18 protein-coding genes are annotated in these 15,512 nt (G+C 57.7%); 7 read left to right on the top strand and 11 right to left on the bottom strand.

Going from position 1 to position 15,512, the window contains the following annotated elements:
- Positions 1–107 precede the first annotated feature (107 nt).
- From KI242_RS11715 to KI242_RS11675, 9 genes are all read right to left on the bottom strand, one after another.
- The gene (locus tag KI242_RS11715) at positions 108–1,352 is read right to left on the bottom strand and encodes an MFS transporter (protein ID WP_244868187.1); all 1,245 of its coding nucleotides are present in this window, start codon (positions 1,350–1,352) and stop codon (positions 108–110) included.
- 55 nt (positions 1,353–1,407) lie between these two features.
- Positions 1,408–2,433: a methyltransferase gene (locus KI242_RS11710; RefSeq protein WP_015634989.1), complete on the bottom strand. Its 1,026-nt coding sequence runs from the start codon at positions 2,431–2,433 to the stop codon at positions 1,408–1,410.
- Positions 2,434–2,451: 18 nt separating this feature from the next.
- On the bottom strand, positions 2,452–3,237 hold the full coding sequence (locus KI242_RS11705; RefSeq protein ID WP_123397578.1) for an HAD-IIB family hydrolase: 786 nt from the start codon (positions 3,235–3,237) through the stop codon (positions 2,452–2,454).
- Positions 3,238–3,243: 6 nt separating this feature from the next.
- A complete protein-coding gene (locus tag KI242_RS11700; protein ID WP_053157465.1) occupies positions 3,244–3,867 on the bottom strand; it encodes a DUF1349 domain-containing protein in 624 nt (207 codons plus the stop codon).
- A complete protein-coding gene (locus KI242_RS11695; protein ID WP_212806168.1) occupies positions 3,860–4,705 on the bottom strand; it encodes an SDR family NAD(P)-dependent oxidoreductase in 846 nt (281 codons plus the stop codon). The genes KI242_RS11700 and KI242_RS11695 overlap by 8 nt, the downstream gene beginning before the upstream one ends.
- A gap of 96 nt (positions 4,706–4,801) precedes the next feature.
- Positions 4,802–6,589, bottom strand: a complete 1,788-nt coding sequence (locus KI242_RS11690) for a 1-deoxy-D-xylulose-5-phosphate synthase N-terminal domain-containing protein (RefSeq protein WP_220802792.1) — start codon at positions 6,587–6,589, stop codon at positions 4,802–4,804.
- Positions 6,567–7,805: an aminotransferase class III-fold pyridoxal phosphate-dependent enzyme gene (locus tag KI242_RS11685; protein WP_041117182.1), complete on the bottom strand. Its 1,239-nt coding sequence runs from the start codon at positions 7,803–7,805 to the stop codon at positions 6,567–6,569. Before KI242_RS11685 ends, KI242_RS11690 begins: the two co-directional genes overlap by 23 nt.
- Before the next feature lie 20 nt (positions 7,806–7,825).
- Complete coding sequence (locus KI242_RS11680) at positions 7,826–8,344, bottom strand: sugar O-acetyltransferase (protein ID WP_053150430.1); 519 nt, start codon at positions 8,342–8,344, stop codon at positions 7,826–7,828.
- 442 nt (positions 8,345–8,786) lie between these two features.
- Positions 8,787–8,987 carry a hypothetical protein gene (locus KI242_RS11675; protein ID WP_212806167.1) on the bottom strand — a complete coding sequence of 67 codons (201 nt, stop codon included), beginning with the start codon at positions 8,985–8,987 and terminating at the stop codon, positions 8,787–8,789.
- 49 nt (positions 8,988–9,036) lie between these two features.
- On the opposite strand from KI242_RS11675, the gene KI242_RS11670 reads away from it, so the two are divergent.
- Entirely contained in the window at positions 9,037–9,219 is a 183-nt protein-coding gene (locus KI242_RS11670) for a type II toxin-antitoxin system HicA family toxin (RefSeq protein WP_041752740.1), read from the top strand.
- 35 nt (positions 9,220–9,254) lie between these two features.
- On the top strand, positions 9,255–9,656 hold the full coding sequence (locus KI242_RS11665) for a type II toxin-antitoxin system HicB family antitoxin (RefSeq protein WP_182999911.1): 402 nt from the start codon (positions 9,255–9,257) through the stop codon (positions 9,654–9,656).
- A 155-nt stretch (positions 9,657–9,811) separates the two neighbouring features.
- Here the strand turns inward: KI242_RS11665 and KI242_RS11660 are convergent, their stop codons facing one another.
- Complete coding sequence (locus KI242_RS11660; RefSeq protein ID WP_212806166.1) at positions 9,812–11,215, bottom strand: PLP-dependent aminotransferase family protein; 1,404 nt, start codon at positions 11,213–11,215, stop codon at positions 9,812–9,814.
- An 87-nt stretch (positions 11,216–11,302) separates the two neighbouring features.
- Here KI242_RS11660 and KI242_RS11655 point away from each other — a divergent pair, with 87 nt between their 5' ends.
- From KI242_RS11655 to KI242_RS11645, 3 genes are read left to right on the top strand one after another with little or no spacing between them, the layout of a single operon-like run.
- Complete coding sequence (locus tag KI242_RS11655) at positions 11,303–11,749, top strand: GNAT family N-acetyltransferase (RefSeq protein ID WP_123430368.1); 447 nt, start codon at positions 11,303–11,305, stop codon at positions 11,747–11,749.
- The gene (locus KI242_RS11650) at positions 11,746–12,366 is read left to right on the top strand and encodes an NAD(P)H-dependent oxidoreductase (RefSeq protein WP_103408227.1); all 621 of its coding nucleotides are present in this window, start codon (positions 11,746–11,748) and stop codon (positions 12,364–12,366) included. Before KI242_RS11655 ends, KI242_RS11650 begins: the two co-directional genes overlap by 4 nt.
- A gap of 28 nt (positions 12,367–12,394) precedes the next feature.
- Positions 12,395–12,826, top strand: a complete 432-nt coding sequence (locus tag KI242_RS11645; RefSeq protein WP_011060488.1) for a carboxymuconolactone decarboxylase family protein — start codon at positions 12,395–12,397, stop codon at positions 12,824–12,826.
- A 245-nt stretch (positions 12,827–13,071) separates the two neighbouring features.
- Here KI242_RS11645 and KI242_RS11640 read toward each other — a convergent pair whose 3' ends face one another.
- Complete coding sequence (locus tag KI242_RS11640; protein WP_212806165.1) at positions 13,072–13,626, bottom strand: hypothetical protein; 555 nt, start codon at positions 13,624–13,626, stop codon at positions 13,072–13,074.
- Between the two features lie 230 nt (positions 13,627–13,856).
- Here KI242_RS11640 and KI242_RS11635 point away from each other — a divergent pair, with 230 nt between their 5' ends.
- On the top strand, positions 13,857–14,204 hold the full coding sequence (locus KI242_RS11635; RefSeq protein WP_015634975.1) for a metalloregulator ArsR/SmtB family transcription factor: 348 nt from the start codon (positions 13,857–13,859) through the stop codon (positions 14,202–14,204).
- A 20-nt stretch (positions 14,205–14,224) separates the two neighbouring features.
- Positions 14,225–15,508 (top strand): arsenic transporter, encoded by a 1,284-nt coding sequence (locus KI242_RS11630; protein WP_212806164.1) that lies wholly within the window; start codon positions 14,225–14,227, stop codon positions 15,506–15,508.
- The last annotated feature ends 4 nt before the right edge of the window (positions 15,509–15,512 follow it).

The following is a 15,512-nucleotide window of genomic DNA, read 5'->3' as shown; positions in this document are numbered from 1 at the left end:
TTGGGCTGGGCCGGCATTCCGGTTTTTTCCAAAGTGACCCGCTGTAAGAGCGAAACCCTAAGCGGCCATGACCGCAGCAACGGATATCTACACAGAACCGTATGAAGTCAGGTAGTGCTAGCGCCGACCATTCGAAAGCCCATGAGAGAAATCGTTATCTGGACGACCAGAACCAGACACAGCAATACCGCTGCCATTCCCCAGTCACCGTGGTCGGCGATAACCCCCAACGTCGCGATCATTATCGTGGCGCCAATATTGCCGACTAACCAGAAAATTGAGGTCGCCGTCCCAGACCTGGAGAGTCCGGCAGTGTCGGCTATCAGTTGCAGCAGAAGAGGCAGCGGAGATAACAGCGCGGCACCGATCACGATCCCTGCCAGGCTCAATATCCAAGGGGAACCCGAGGTGAAAAGCAGTACCGTGCCTCCCCCTGCCAACAATGAAACCCCGGACAGAATGCCCCCCACGCTTGCACCGCTGCGCACCAGTAAAGGCATGAACGTCATCCCCGCGATACCACCGGCCAACATCAGAACAACGATAAATCCTGAAACCTGGGCATCGATCCCCTGACGCAACAGGATCGGCTCCAGCCATGTCGTAATGGCGGAGAAATAGCCGTTGGTTAAAAAAATCATCAGCAAAACAGCCGTGAACGGAGCCGTGCGCAATAAATCGATACCCTCCGCCAGTAAACGCCCGCCGGACTTGGTCGAGGCGGACGTTGTTTGCACAAGAGGGCCATCTCGCGGGACATAAATGAAGGTCAATAGCGCAATCAGCCCCAGGATCGCGACGTCAATCAACAACGAACTGCTGACGTTCCCCTCCTCCGTCAACGGGACAATCATGAACGCGGAGCCTATACCCAGGAAAATCACCGTACTGAACAGCGTCGTGACCCGCACATGTTCATCTTCAGAAAACCAGGTGATCATCAACTTGACGAGCAACGACATGGTCAAGGGTTGAACAAACCCGAACAACAGTTGGCCGGCAAGCAGGTATTCATAATGGGGTTGTAACACCCGGATCAAGGCCGCCAACAACATGGCAATGGCGGTAATACGCAAGGCTGTTTGCACCGATATCCGATCAATCAGGCCACCGCTGGGAAGTGCCAGCGGTAATGCAAGTGCCGTCACAGCCAAAGACAGTGAACCGACTTCCCCATAAGTAATACCGTACTGGGTGGACACCTGATCCGTGATAGGCGCAAAGCGCATCCACTCATACTGGGTCAACGCCAGCATGCCGGAGTAAATACAAAGAATACGGTAACGTACTGGGATCACTTTAATCTCCCGCAAGAAGACACAAGTGAAGTCCGGGGCGAATGCGCCGGACATTGAGTTCACACTGTGCAATCAGAACGCCCTCTCAGGGCATTGGTTGTCAGCAACCTTAATACTTGATTCCGGTTGCCAGGCTCCAGTCACCGTATTGCGTGCGGGAAACTGTAATATCGCGAAAACCGGCGATCGTCAGCAGCTCCCTTATCTCGGTCTCTGACAATTGCTGACCCTGGGTCCACAGCAACATGTTCGCGTTATAAGCCGCGACATTATGTGGGCCGGTCTTGTCTTTATTAAAAAACATCTCATGAAGAATGATACGGCCGCCGCTGGGCAGTGCATCAAAACTCTTTTTGGCCAGAAACAGACACTTGTCCAGCGGCCAATCATGAAAGATATCACTGTAAAGATGCACATCGGCGGCTGGATACTCAGACGCCCAGATGTCTCCTTTATGGGTTGTGATGCGCCCCGCCATCCGGTACTGCTCGACGTAGGTATCGGCAATATCGCAGACATAGGGAAGATCAAAGATCACGGCATTCAGTTCAGGCCATTTCTCCAGCGCACAAATAGAGTGAACACCCGAACCACCGCCCACATCCAGAAGACAGCTATACCCGGACAGATCAATCCGACCCGACCAGGCCCTAGCCGGTCCTTTGCTTTTACTGTGCATCGCCTTGGTGAAAATTTCGCTGTGTAACTGGTCCTGCGCATTGTTCTCAAACAGATCAGTCTCACCAAACAACCCGGACTCTCCACTGAGCATCGACTCTTTGAAGAATGCATAAGAGAACGCATCTTCTTTGTGGCGTGCGGATTGCAGAACCCCACTGAACGAGGTCTCCGATTTTCGGGTCAGAAACGCTTGCGCCAAAGACGTCAGGCCATAGCACTCCCCACTCTTCTCAAGCAGCCCCTGACTGGTGCACATAGCCACAAGCGCCTGTGCTGCCCGAGGTGCCAGTTCCAATGCCGAGCCGATTTCACCCAGCCTCAGCGCTTTGCCTTCAAGCAGATCAAACAGTTTTACTTCATCCGCAAAAAACAAGGTGTAGGTATTGATAAACCCGAAGTAGATATCAAATATCTGTTTATCACTGTGATGCTCCGTGTGCCCTGTACTGTCCATGTAGATGCATATCCCATTTCAAAAATGCCGTTGAAGACCATCAACGATGCCGTGACAATAAAAACCCTCAACAACACGATCAAACGCCTGCCTGGCCTCATGCGAAGCGTTGCCCACCAGGTAACCATGTGAACAGGCCTTCAACATCTCGATGTCATTACAACTGTCCCCGAACGAGATGACTCTGGCGGGGGAAATCTCATGTTTCTTGACGATGAAATCGACCCCCTGCTTCTTTCCGCACCCCGGGTGCATGATGGCTACATCGTAGACATTCTCAGGGTCGCCGGCGGCGGCACTGGCGTAGGTAATCGAGGCCTCAAGACCCACCTGCAAACAGAGTCTATGGATCTGCTCGATGGCGATCGCTTCATTGCCATCGGCATTCAAGTAATAACCCCGAATGCGTTTTTGCTGGAAAGCCTCCGACTGCAACGTCAACTCAATACCCTCTTGCTCGAACAGGGTGCTCAGCCTTATGACCCGCTCTGGAAAGGTTCCTGTACCTTGTAACGGCCAACCCTCATCCTCCAGAACACTGTCCGGGTGATTCCAGTACAACTCGGTTCCCAGACTGGTCAGTGCAAAGTCCCAGGGAAACTCGGGGTATCTCTTCATCTTGTCCAGGACCACCGCTTGACTGTTTCCCGTGGCCCAACCAAACAACAGGTGGTGCTTGCGTTTCAGTTGATTCAAACAGCTTTCCAGTTTGTCTATCCCGGCATCCGCCTCTCGAGATGACAAGACCGGCATGAACGTCTCGTCAAAATCAGAAACTATCAACCAGGTGTCTTTGCTCGTCATACCTGCTCACTCTCTGATGAGTCCCATGGACTGTGAGGATATTTCAATCCGGGAAAACTCCCCGACCGCTCCCTCGGAAAAGGGCGACTGCACACTAAACCCGACGCGCACTTCATCCGGGCAGTTGCTCACATAGAACGCCCGATGAAACACCACCGCACCCTCAGAGCCACTCAGATAACACGAGAACACATCCCCACTTCGCGAAATGAACAGCCGCACAGGCTTATCGTTTACCTCGATGCCATTGACTTCATCGCTATAGGGCGATGAATGCACCGATACGATCTTCTTGTGGCTGCCGTACTCTTCAACACCGAACTTCAGCTTGTGCAGCCCGACTTCAAGAAAGAGCCCTGCAGCATCAAACTTGGCCAGGCTGAATAACTTGATGTCAGCGCCAAGGGCAAACTCTCCCGTCACCGACGTGAGCAAAGTGCCCAAGCTGTCCACCGTATGAAGCCCTGGAATATTGAACGAATCGCTACCGGGTTCGCTTCGCATTTTCAGAACCGGCGCTACATAACGCAGCTGTGCGCAATGCTCGGCAGCGAACACACGATCACTGATCCTCAGTACGGTGTTCGGGTCTTCGCGCAAAAGAGGCGTAGTGCCAACGGTGTCATCCATACAGGTTCATTCCGCCATCGACCGACAGGGATTGAGCCGTGATGTCTTCGTTCTCAAGCACCGCCAGACAGAACCGGGCAATGTTTTCCGGGATCTGTGTACGACCCAACGGGATCAGGCCCTCCATGCGAGCCCACAAGTCATCCAGCGACTCGTTGGGCTCGATGAGGCGGTTCTCCAGGTACTTCCACATATTGGTTTTGACGATGCCGGGGCAAACGCAGTTGACCCGGATATTGTGAGTGGCCAACTCCAGCGCCAAGGCGCCAGAGAAGCCCTGCAACCCGGCTTTCGCGGCGCAGTAGGAAGATATTCCAGGAAAGGCGACTTTTGCGGCAATGGAGCTGATGTTCAGGATCGCGCCGCCCTTGCCTCTCTGGATCAGTGCACGGGCAGCTTCACGCGACGTCAGGTAAGGTGCTGTAAGGTTGGTTTGCACGATCGCGTCAAACTCGCTCAGCGATGATTCAACCGTGTTGATCAGGTGGCTGCTGCCAATGGCGTTGACCAGGCCGTAAAAGTGCTCTGACTCATGGACAACGCCCGCTACGGCTTCTATGACCTGGGCTTCAGACGTTGCGTCGACCGCAATGGCCTTTGCCGAAAGCCCTTGCTCCACCAGATCCGCCGCCAGCGTGCGAGCCGCCTGATAACCACTGACATCCTGAGTTTGATAGTGGTTGATTGCATTGGGTGTCCGGTCGGTATCAAAGATGTAGACATGAACACCTTCTTTGGCCAGTACTTCAACAATCGCGGAGCCGATGCCTCTGGCACCGCCCACGACGATCATGGTTTTACCGGACAACTTGCCTTGCGCTTTATTTCCCTGCGTCATAAACCACTGCTCCTGAATCCATAGAAAGCCCGCCGAACCCTATACAGGGCTCAGAAAACCAATAAGTAGTTGAAACTGCATTTAAACGTGTGAAGTCTAATTAACTAATGCGTACGGCGGATCAGCCAACAATGCACCCAGTGCTCGAGGTGCAACATTTGCCTGGAAAGTCTCGGTTGTTGGCCACTCGTAGGCATCACTGAAGACCTTGCGAACTCGAACCAGCAACCTGGACTCAATGTATTCAGCCAGGTTGAAGCGACCACTGTTATGTTCTACGACAATAATTTCGGCACATTGGCTCAGCATCTCTTTAACCAGCTCAAGATCCGGCCGAACGGACAGGAACCGGATATGCGTGCATCTTTTTGTCGTGGCGACCTGAAAGGCTTCATACGCCATCGACTCCGATGACACTATCAATGAACCGGCGGCAAACTCGGGCTGAAAAATATAGATATCTTCAGACAGCTTCCGGTACTTCTCTCTCAGGGCACACACTCTTTCCATGGGCTGGTCGTACATTAAGTACAGGCCGTTTCCACCCTGTGCTTTCTGCCGATGAATACAGGCCAACAGATCGAGAGGGTCTGTCAGTTCGTATACGGTTTCTTCCGTCAGCAAGCTGAATACGGTTGAGGCGTACGTAGCGCCGCCCCACACACCGTTCTTCCGAGCGCCAATGACATGCAAATTACGACAGGCAATCAAAGCAGAGTGCAGTACATCTATCGCGTTGAGGTAATACTTGTCATCGGTCAGGACAAACTTCAGTTCATCATCCGGGCACCCCATCGCGCAGGTCAGCAACGCTGACTCGGCCAGGCCAGTGTTGCAATAACCGGACAATGACTTAAGGCCAAACCGAGCGGCCAGATCCGCGGTGAATACATGGACAGGTGCCCCTGAGCGAACTTCTTCGATAATGTCGGCCGTTCGACTGCAACTGGAAGCTTTCCTCAGATCATTCTTCTGCTGATCGTCCGTTGACGTCATCAAACTCTGATGGCTGGCACGTTTGAAGGAGTGAACGCCTTTTTCGGTATGACAGATGATCGCGGCCGAGCGATGGTCCTTCTCTGCCTGGCGAATGTGTTCACTGATCGCCTGGGTGTCGTGTCCATCCACTTCATAAACATCAGAGAAGTAGGCGGCCAAATACTCCGGCCTCAACTTCCCGGGAAGTGGGTCAATCCCTCTGCCATTGTTGTCCACTATCAACGTCAGGTTCTTGACCTCAAGTTCGCCAATCAGGCGAATCGCCTCGAAAGACACCCCTTCGTTCAACTCACCGTCACCCGCCACACAGATAACACGTGCATCACGATTGGTATTGGCCCGCCCCAACGCAATGCCCACTCCCTCGCCCAGGCTATGCCGCATGCTGTAGGCAAAACCGTAGTGTTTATTGACAACAGCCGGAATCTTGTCGTGAACCGCAGCCAAAAAAGCCAAAGGCATACCGTTGAGTAGATGACGATAAGCATAAAACAATGGCGCAATATGCCCCCTGCCAATCACCAGATCCTGATTGGCCACCCCTGCCGCATTGCAGAGTTCCAATGCAAACAGTGCTTCGGCAATGTTCAGTGACGACAGGCAAGATGCCAGGGTTCCGTAACCGGCAATTTCATGAATCCGCTCCAGGCACACCCTTACGTCTGAATAGAACGGCGTAAATTGTCTGGCGATGGCTACCGACAGTTCGTTGATCGTCTGGCACTTCGACGACTCGGCAATACCGACTTCAACTTCCTCATTGGCACGCACATACTCATCGTCCGTCAGGTACGCCTTCCGTTTATGCACGCTTTGACGAATGCCATATAACGGCGTCAACAGGCTGGCAACTGGCTCGAGGTCATAACTGACTAATTGATTCATTCAACACCTCGAACACGTCACTTAGCGTTTCTTCTGACATGATGTAGGCGGGCGCCAGGCAAGCCCAATCTTCCTCACCTCGGATAATCAACTTCCTTTCAAAGCACAGCCCACCCAACTTCTTGCCTGCCTGCTCCCCAAGGCTTGAGTCCAGGGTTATGCCGATCAGCAAGCCGTGGGATTCAATGCGGGCGATCCGCTCATTCCCGGCGATTTCCTGACACAGCGCCTGAGTCTTTGTAATGAGTTTTTGTAGCTGCCCTGCGGCCTCTATCTGTTCCAGCACGCGCATCGACGCATTGATGGCCGCGATCGAAACCGGGTTGCTTGCATAGGTATGCGAATAGGAAAACGGGATCCACGGCTCTGGCTTGTCAAACACCGAAGCGATTTTATGGGATGTCGCCATAGCGGATGCCGGGTAATAACCACCGCTGATGCCTTTCCCGAGCGCGACGATATCGGCAGAAACCCCAAACTGATGGGTATTCAAGAACTCTCCGGTTCGAGAGGCGCCGGTCACGATTTCATCGGTAATCATCACAATATCGTAACGGTCACACAGTTCACGAATACCGATCAGGTACTCGCCGGGAGTTTGCCGCATCCCTTTCAAATGGTTGACCGGCTCGAAAATAATGCAAGCGATCTGCTCCGCACCATAATGAAGAATAATATTCTCCACATCCGCCACGCTGTGCATTTCCAACGCCTGACCTTCGTGAACGACAGGGAATGGCGGGTTGATCCGAATCGTGTCGTAACCGCTGCAACGCAGGTCCTTGAAATCGTTCCTGCCGGTAATACTGTGGGCCCCCAAGGTGGCGCCGTGATAGGAGTGCTTGCGGCAGATCACTTTCTTCTTGAACGTATTGCCTTTGCGCTGGTGATATTCCAAGGCCATGGCAATCGACGACTCGATGGCTTCCGAGCCGCTGTTGACATACAGCAAGCCGCCATCTTCCATCTTGGCGCGTTTGAGCAGCAGCTCTGAAGTTTCAAACAGCTCGGACGAATAGAAATGATCCTTGGGGTGGAAAGGCAGATCCGTCAACGTTTTGGAAATATGCTGCTTGATGGGGTCGCACGAATACCCGAACGGTACGTTAAACATGCCCGAAATCGCATCCGTGTAGATGCCACCCTCTGCATGAACACTGACATCTTTAACAGAGCCAACAATTTGATCTTTCACGCGTGACTGATAGACAAACATCCCTTTATGCCCTCTATTGATTAGATCGGATAAACCTGAGAACCAGCGCCCAGCACTTTACTGTGTGGCGGAACCGACTTTGCCACGACAGCACCCGCACCGATAATTGACCCCTTACCCACTGTGACGCCCGGCAAGATTGTTGCGCCGCCGCCAATCCATACATCATCTTCAATGACTACAGGTGCACCCGATTCTATATAACGACGCCGCTGCTCAAGATCCTTGGCATGGTTAGAGGTATAAATACCGACATGAGGCCCGATAAACACACGGTTCCCGATGTTTATTTCAAACGCATCGAGGAACACCCCATTGGCGTTAATAAAAACACCGTCACCAATGTTTATGTTCGAACCAAACTCACAAAAGAAATTGCCCCACTGTTCAAACCCCTCACCCACTGACCCGAACAGGAGTTTATAAAGCGGCTCCCGACCATCAGGGTTATTGCTGATGGAGGAACACAAAGCACGGGCGATGCGCCTACGGGCAACTAAAGCAGGTTCCGCCGCATCGAATGTCATGAACTCACGCATACGCCACCCTGTACACACGGGCGTAACAGAGAGCACTCATGCCGTGCTGATCGGCAAGTAAACGGGGGCAAAAAAGACAATCATTAGTTCCATGAATGCCACTACCACCAACAACTAACGCCCACACTTCCCCAATAGCCTGATTCCCTTCAGCCATCATCATCTCCATCTACTATTTATTTTTTAAATATACTTCAGAACTTTCTGAAATTTTTCCACCTTCTACACTCGCCACCAGCGCTTTGCAAATTTGTTATTACGTCAGTCGTATTGTTCTGTCACTGTTTTCAGGGCCTGTTACTTCCCTTCTGGATTAAGTGTGACGGCGCCGATGGGCTGCCAATTACGCGTCGCACCTGACCAGCGATGCGTAGGCTGATAAGGGACTTGCTGCTACCGAGCCCAGCAAGCACTGCTGAAGGAAACACTGAGCGCACATCAGTCACGCATGGCCGATCTGGATCAGCGCTTTGAGGTGTGCAAGCGTTTCGCGGCCTGCTGGCAAAGTTGCTATGACGGCGCCATTTTCTACCTCGACACCCAAGCCTCCCTGAACGGCCAGCCCAACCGTCCAAGGCCAAAAACCACCCGGAACGACATGTCCCGACACATAACTCCAGACAGACAATTCAACCTGCGCCATTATGCGCCTGGAGTTATAAAGCACCTCTCGCCCCGATAAGGAGATGGAGGTGCAAAGCAGACAGTTGATCAAGGAGCTTGAAGCCACAGGATGGGTGCTGGAGCGAGTCACCGAAAGCCATCATCTGTTCAAGCATCCTTACAGGCCCAACACCGTTCCGGCGCCTCACCCGAAGAAGGATCTGCCACGGGGTACGGTCAGGGCCATCAGAAAACTGGCTGAACTGATCTAGCTCCCGCCACCTTCGCACCTATTGAGGAGATCCCCGTGCAATATCCCATCTGCATCGAATGGGGCGACGAACACACCGCCACCGGCATCCAGATTCCTGATATTCCCGGCGCAGTCACCGCCGGCGACACCTTCGAAACCGCCTACAGCGCCGCCATCGAGATTGCCCACGTCATGCTCGAAGAGCTGGCCCGAGCGGGGCACGCCATCCCCCTGCCCTCTCCCACCCGCAAGCACCGCGCCAACCCCGAGTTCGCGGGCATGGGCTGGGGCATGCTGGAGATCGACATCACGCCTTACCTGGGCAAGACCGAAAAGGTCAACGTGACCCTGCCGGGTTATGTCATCCAGCAAATCGACCGCTTTGTCCGCGAGCACAACATCAAGAGCCGTTCGTCCTTCCTGGCCGATGCCGCGCTGGAAAAGCTCGGACGCTGAAAGCGGCTGCAGAGAGCAGGCCGAGCGGTGTGAGGCCGGTTGTGGTTGCTGCGCAACCCAGCGGGAGCAAGCTCCCTTGCCACAGGGGTGTGGCCTGCCAAATGGTGAGCGCTGCCATAGGAGAGACTCCAGCCTCAGCGGCCACAACCCCCACCTCACCCAATCACCCGCCCCAACCGCACCGCCACGCTCACCGCCTGCTCCGCACTGACCACATTGGTAAACCCCATCACCAATCCCTGCCTCCCCCCGCCCCCCAGATACCACTGCGACAACGGCTCCACCGCAATCCCCACCGCCCGAGCCCGCCGGGCAATCTGCACATCGTCCCCCTCCCCCAGCCCAGCCACCACATGCATGCCCCCCGCCTGTGGGTCTATCTGCAAACGCCCCCCCAACGCCTGGTGCAACGCCTCCACCAGCCACTGCCGCCGACGCGCATACAGGCCGCGCATTTTGTTCAAGTGCCGGGCAAAGTGCCCCTCGTTGAGAAAGGCCGCGACCGTCGCCTGCTGCAGGTGCGGGCAGTGGTTGTGCAAACGATCCGCCTGGCGGGCGAACGCTGGGGTCTGTTCGGTGGGCACCACCAGGTAGGCCAGGCGCAGGCCTGGAAACAGGACTTTGCTGAAGGTGCCGGTGTAGAGCACGCGACCTTGCTGGTCGAGGCTCTTGAGCGCCGGCAAGGGCTTGCCCTGGTAGCGGTATTCGCTGTCGTAGTCGTCCTCGATGATCCAGCTGCCCTGCCGGTTGGCCCAGTCCAGCAGGGCCAGGCGCCGCGGCAGGGACAGCGACACCCCCAGCGGGCTCTGGTGGGTCGGGGTGACCACGGCAAAGCCGGCCTCCGGGGCGCGGGCGATGCCTTGGGCGACGTCCAGGCCTTGATCGTCCACGGGCACCGGCACCAACTGTGCGCCGGCTTCCAGCAGCGCGCTCCTGGCCATGAAGTAGCCGGGCTCTTCCAGCCAGCAGGTGGCGCCCGGGCGCATCAGCGTGTGGCTGATCAAGTCGAGGCAGGCGCGGTAGCCGGCGCAGACGAAAATCTGCTCCGGGTGGCAGCTGATGCCCCGGGAAATCCCCAGGTAGGAGGCAATGGCCGCCCGCAACGGGGCGTAGCCGCGCGCGTCCGGGTAGACCAGGCCTTCGACGCCCGCCTGGCGCAGTTGCCGGCCCGCCAGGCGGGTCCAGAGCTTGCGCGGAAAGGCATCCAGCGCTGGCAGGCCCATTTGCAGGGCCAGGGGCGAGGTGCCGGCATGGGTGGCCTGGTAGGTCGTGGGGGCCACTGGGGCGCGCTGCGTGGGCGCCGAAACCGGTGCCAGTTGCGGCGTGACAATGGTCCCGGCGGCCCCGCGAGCAGTCAGGTAGCCCTCGCCTATCAGCAGCTGGTAGGCCGCTTCCACGGTGCCCCGCGCCAGGTTGAGTTCCGCCGCCAAGGCGCGAACCGCCGGCACTCGGTCTCCAGGACGCAGGCGGCCATCGGCGATAGACTCGCGAAACCGCTGGTAAAGCTGGCGATAGATCGGCGCCGTCTGGCTGCGGTCCAATTCGAAAGGAAGGATCATGGCCTAGTCATTTATGCATTTTTTGGCCCTATAGCTTAAGCCATTGACCTTCTAAAGTGGCTCATCTCTTTTCAGCGGATGACGGACATGCCCTACACCCTTCAACACCTCGAAAGCGAAGCGGCCCTGGCGGCCAGTTTCGACTTGATGCGTGTCTTGCGCCCGCACCTCACCAGCCCGGCGGCCTATGTCGCCCAAGTAGCCCGGCAAACCGAGCAGGGCTACCGCTTGCTCGCCGTGTGGGACGCTGAGCGCATCGTCGGCCTGGCGGGTTACCGCGAGCTGGAAAACCTGCTCTACGGGCGCTTCATCTACGTCGATGACCTGGTCGTGAGCCCCGACCTTCAGCGCAGCGGCTTGGGTGCGCGGCTGTTGAGCGCCGTGCGGGAGGAGGCCGTGCAGCGTCAATGCGATCACCTGGTGCTGGATACCGGCCTGCATATGCCCCTGGCCCAGCGTTTCTATTTCCGTCAGGGGTTGCTGGCCCGTGGCATGCATTTCACTCAGCGACTTCAAGGTGGGGAGCCGGCATGAACAACCTTCTACTGATCAACGCCAGCCCCCGTGGGCAGGTTTCCCATGGCAACCAGTTGGCACTGGAACTGGTGAGTTCCCTGCGCCAACGCTATCCGCACCTCGAACTGGTCGAGCGCGATCTGGGGGCCAATCCGTTGCCACCCCTGGGCATGGACTACGCCCACGCCCTGACCACCCCCACGCCCTTCGACGCGCCACTGTTCGAGGTGTCCGAAGGGCTGATCGGCGAGTTGGAGCGCAGCGATGCCCTGCTCATTGCCACGCCCATGCACAACTTCACCCTGCCGGCCGCGCTCAAGCTGTGGATCGACTACGTGCTGCGCATTCACCGCACCTTCAGCTCCGGCCCGGAAGGCAAGGTCGGCCTGCTCAAGGACCGCCCGGTGCATGTGCTAGTGAGTTCCGGCGGCTTTCACCAGGGCGAACGGGCACGCCAACCGGATTTTCTCACGCCTTACCTGCGCCAGGTGCTGAACACCCTCGGCCTGTTCGACCTGCAGTTCACTTATCTGCAAGGGTTGGTGTTCGGTGACGAGGCCGTGCGTGCAACCCTCGACGAGGCCCGCAGCGCACTGTCCTTGCAGCCCCTGTTCAACCCTCTCGTTTGTGCCTGATCACTTTTTTCCCTATCGGAGTTTCACCATGAGCCAACTCAGACTGCCCTTTGCCACCCTGTCGCCAGCCGCCTATCAAGGCCTGCTCGCCACCAACACCGCCCTGGTCGCAAGCCCGCTGGGCTTGCCCCTGGTGGAACTGGTGTTTTTGCGCGTGTCGCAGATCAACGGCTGCTCGTTCTGCCTGGGCAAGCACTCACAGACCCTGCGCGAGTGTGGCGTGGCGCAAGACAAGCTGGATTGCCTGGCCGGCTGGCGCGTCAGCGAACTGTTCAGCGAACGCGAGCGCGCCGCGCTGGCCTGGACCGAAACCCTCACCTACGTCCACGACAAGGGCGCGCCGGACGAGCTCTACGAACCGCTGAAAGCGCACTTTAGCGACGTTGAAATTTCCGACCTGACCTTGGCCGTGTCCTTGATGAATGCCTTCAACCGGCTGGCGGTGGGCATGAAGCTCTGAGAGCGAAGCCATCGTTGGCGGTGTTGGCTGTTGATCTTCCTGCCCCTGCGCACAGGAGGGTCGAAGGCAGGCATTGAGCCGTGGCCAACCCGGCAGGATGCCGGGTTGGCCGCCACCCGCCCCCAGGTGCACGCGGTAAGAAGGTGGCTCCGCGTCTTCGTTGGCGAGCTTCGCTGGCAAGCCAGCCCCTACAGGGGAAGCGATATCAGGTCGGCTCGGGGTCGCCGTTTTGCCTCCCCCCTGCTCTATGCGAGAAAAGCTCCGCTGGCGCCGGCATCGGCCAATGCAAACAGCAGCGCTTCCAGCGCTTCTTCGGGCGCCGAGCCGAGGTCAATCTTGACCCTGTACCCCTCCTCCGTGGCCTCCGGGTCCGACACAAAGTGCAGCACCCCTTGCAGCCCTTCTTCGGTTGGCGGGTTTTCATCTTCGCCATCGAACCATTCAAAGAACCAGGTGCGAATAACCTCAGAGGCCTGTTCCAGGCTCAAGCCCCGCACCTCCAGCGGCAGCCAGTCCCAGCCAAAGGGCGAGATCACCACCGCCATCTGCTCGATCGCAAAGCGCACAGGCTCAAAGCCCAGCTCGGTTTCGGAATCGACCTGCACCGGCTCGCCGGCCGAAGCGCCCTCGGCCGCAATCACATCCACCCGGCAAGGCGTGGCCATGGCCCCTTCAAGCGCCAGCGAACCATCGCTGTTGCGGTAAGCGGGCTCGACATGCGCGGCCCCTTCTGCGGCGATACGCGCCAGGGTTTCGACATAGGGTTTACGAATGGCTGCAAGCAGTTCGCTGACGGTCATGGGTCTGATGACTTCCTTGGCAAGGGGTCGTCGAGGGTTCTGTCTTCGACGGGAGGGTGATGGGTGGCTGAAAGGCCGGCGCAATAGTGCAATGGGCGGCCGTGCAACGTCCATGAAAAGCCACGCTCCTCTGGCCGCTCCTCGCCGCAGGCCTGCGCCTCGAAAAATTTTGGCTTGCTCAATACATATGGATATTCGTATATTCGATTTTCCATATATAAGGAGCGAGCATGATCACGCCTCCCGAAGTCTTCAAAAGCCTGGCCGACGAAACCCGTGTGCGCGCCACTCTGCTGATCGCCGATCAGGGTGAGCTGTGTGTCTGCGAGCTGATGTGCGCACTCGACGACAGCCAGCCAAAAATCAGCCGCCACCTGGCGCAACTGCGCAGCAGTGGCTTGCTGCTCGATCGCCGCCAGGGCCAATGGGTGTATTACCGCCTCAACCCCCAGTTGCCGGGCTGGGTCCGGGAGATTCTGCAGGTGACGGCCAAGGCCAACGCCGCTTGGCTCAAGGACAACGCCGCGCGCCTGCAGAACATGGATGGCCGCCCCGTTCGCGAAGCCGCCTGTTGCTGACCCCTATCGAGTGAACCTGCATGTTTGTCGCTGTGGCTGTTTTTCTCTTCACCCTGATTCTCGTCATCTGGCAGCCCAAGGGCCTCGGCGTCGGTTGGAGCGCCACGCTCGGCGCAATCATCGCGCTGGCGGTGGGCGCGGTATCGCTGCAGGACATTCCCACGGTGTGGGCCATTGTCTGGAACGCCACCGCGACTTTCATCGCGGTGATCATCATCAGTCTGCTGCTGGACGAGGCCGGGTTCTTCGAATGGGCCGCCCTGCATGTGGCGCGCTGGGCCAGGGGCAGCGGCCATCGGCTGTTCGCTTTCTGCGTGCTGCTGGGGGCGGCGGTGTCGGCCCTGTTCGCCAATGACGGCGCAGCGCTGATCCTCACGCCCATCGTCATGTCGATGCTGCTGGCGCTGCGTTTCAGCCCCGGGGCGACCCTGGCCTTCGTCATGGCCGCGGGCTTCATTGCCGACACCGCGAGCCTGCCGCTGGTGGTGTCCAACCTGGTGAATATCGTGTCCGCCGACTACTTCCGGCTGGGGTTCGCCGAGTACGCGGCGGTGATGCTGCCGGTGAGCCTGGCCAGTGTCGCCATGACCTTGCTGGTGCTGTTCCTCTATTTCCGCAAGGACCTGCCGCCACGCTATGCCCTGGATGCGTTGCCGGAACCTTGCACGGCGATCCGTGACCGGGCCACCTTCAGGGTCGGGGGCTGGACCCTGCTGATGCTGCTGGTCGGGCTGTTCGCCCTGGAGCCCCTGGGCATCCCCATCAGCGCCGTGGCGGCGGCCTGTGCCGCACTGCTGTTTGCCGTCGCCGCCAAGGGCCACCGGATCTCCACGCGCCGGGTGCTGCGCGAGGCGCCGTGGCAGATCGTGGTGTTCTCGCTGGGCATGTACCTGGTGGTGTACGGCCTGAAGAATGCCGGCCTGACGGACCTGCTGGCCCAGGTGCTGAACCGCCTGGCCGAACAGGGGCTGTGGAGCGCCACCCTGGGCACCGGCCTGCTGTCGGCGCTGCTGTCCTCGGTGATGAACAACATGCCCAGCGTGCTGATCAGCGCACTGTCGATTCAGGCCAGCGAGGCGCAGGGGCTGGTACGCGAGGCGATGATCTACGCCAACGTCATCGGCTGCGACCTGGGCCCGAAAATCACCCCCATCGGCAGCCTCGCCACGCTGCTCTGGCTGCACGTGCTGGAGCGCAAGGGCCTGCGCATCACCTGGGGGTATTACTTCAAGGTCGGCGTGCTGCTGACCCTCCCGGTTCTGCTGGTCACCCTTTCGGCCCTGGCCCTGCGCCTGAGCCTCTGACAGC

It is taken from the genome of Pseudomonas sp. Eqa60, from assembly GCF_018326405.1.
In the GTDB taxonomy this organism is placed as follows: Bacteria; Pseudomonadota; Gammaproteobacteria; order Pseudomonadales; family Pseudomonadaceae; genus Aquipseudomonas; species Aquipseudomonas protegens.
Note: the sequence above shows the minus strand (reverse complement) of the source record. Positions and strands in the feature narration are given on the sequence as shown.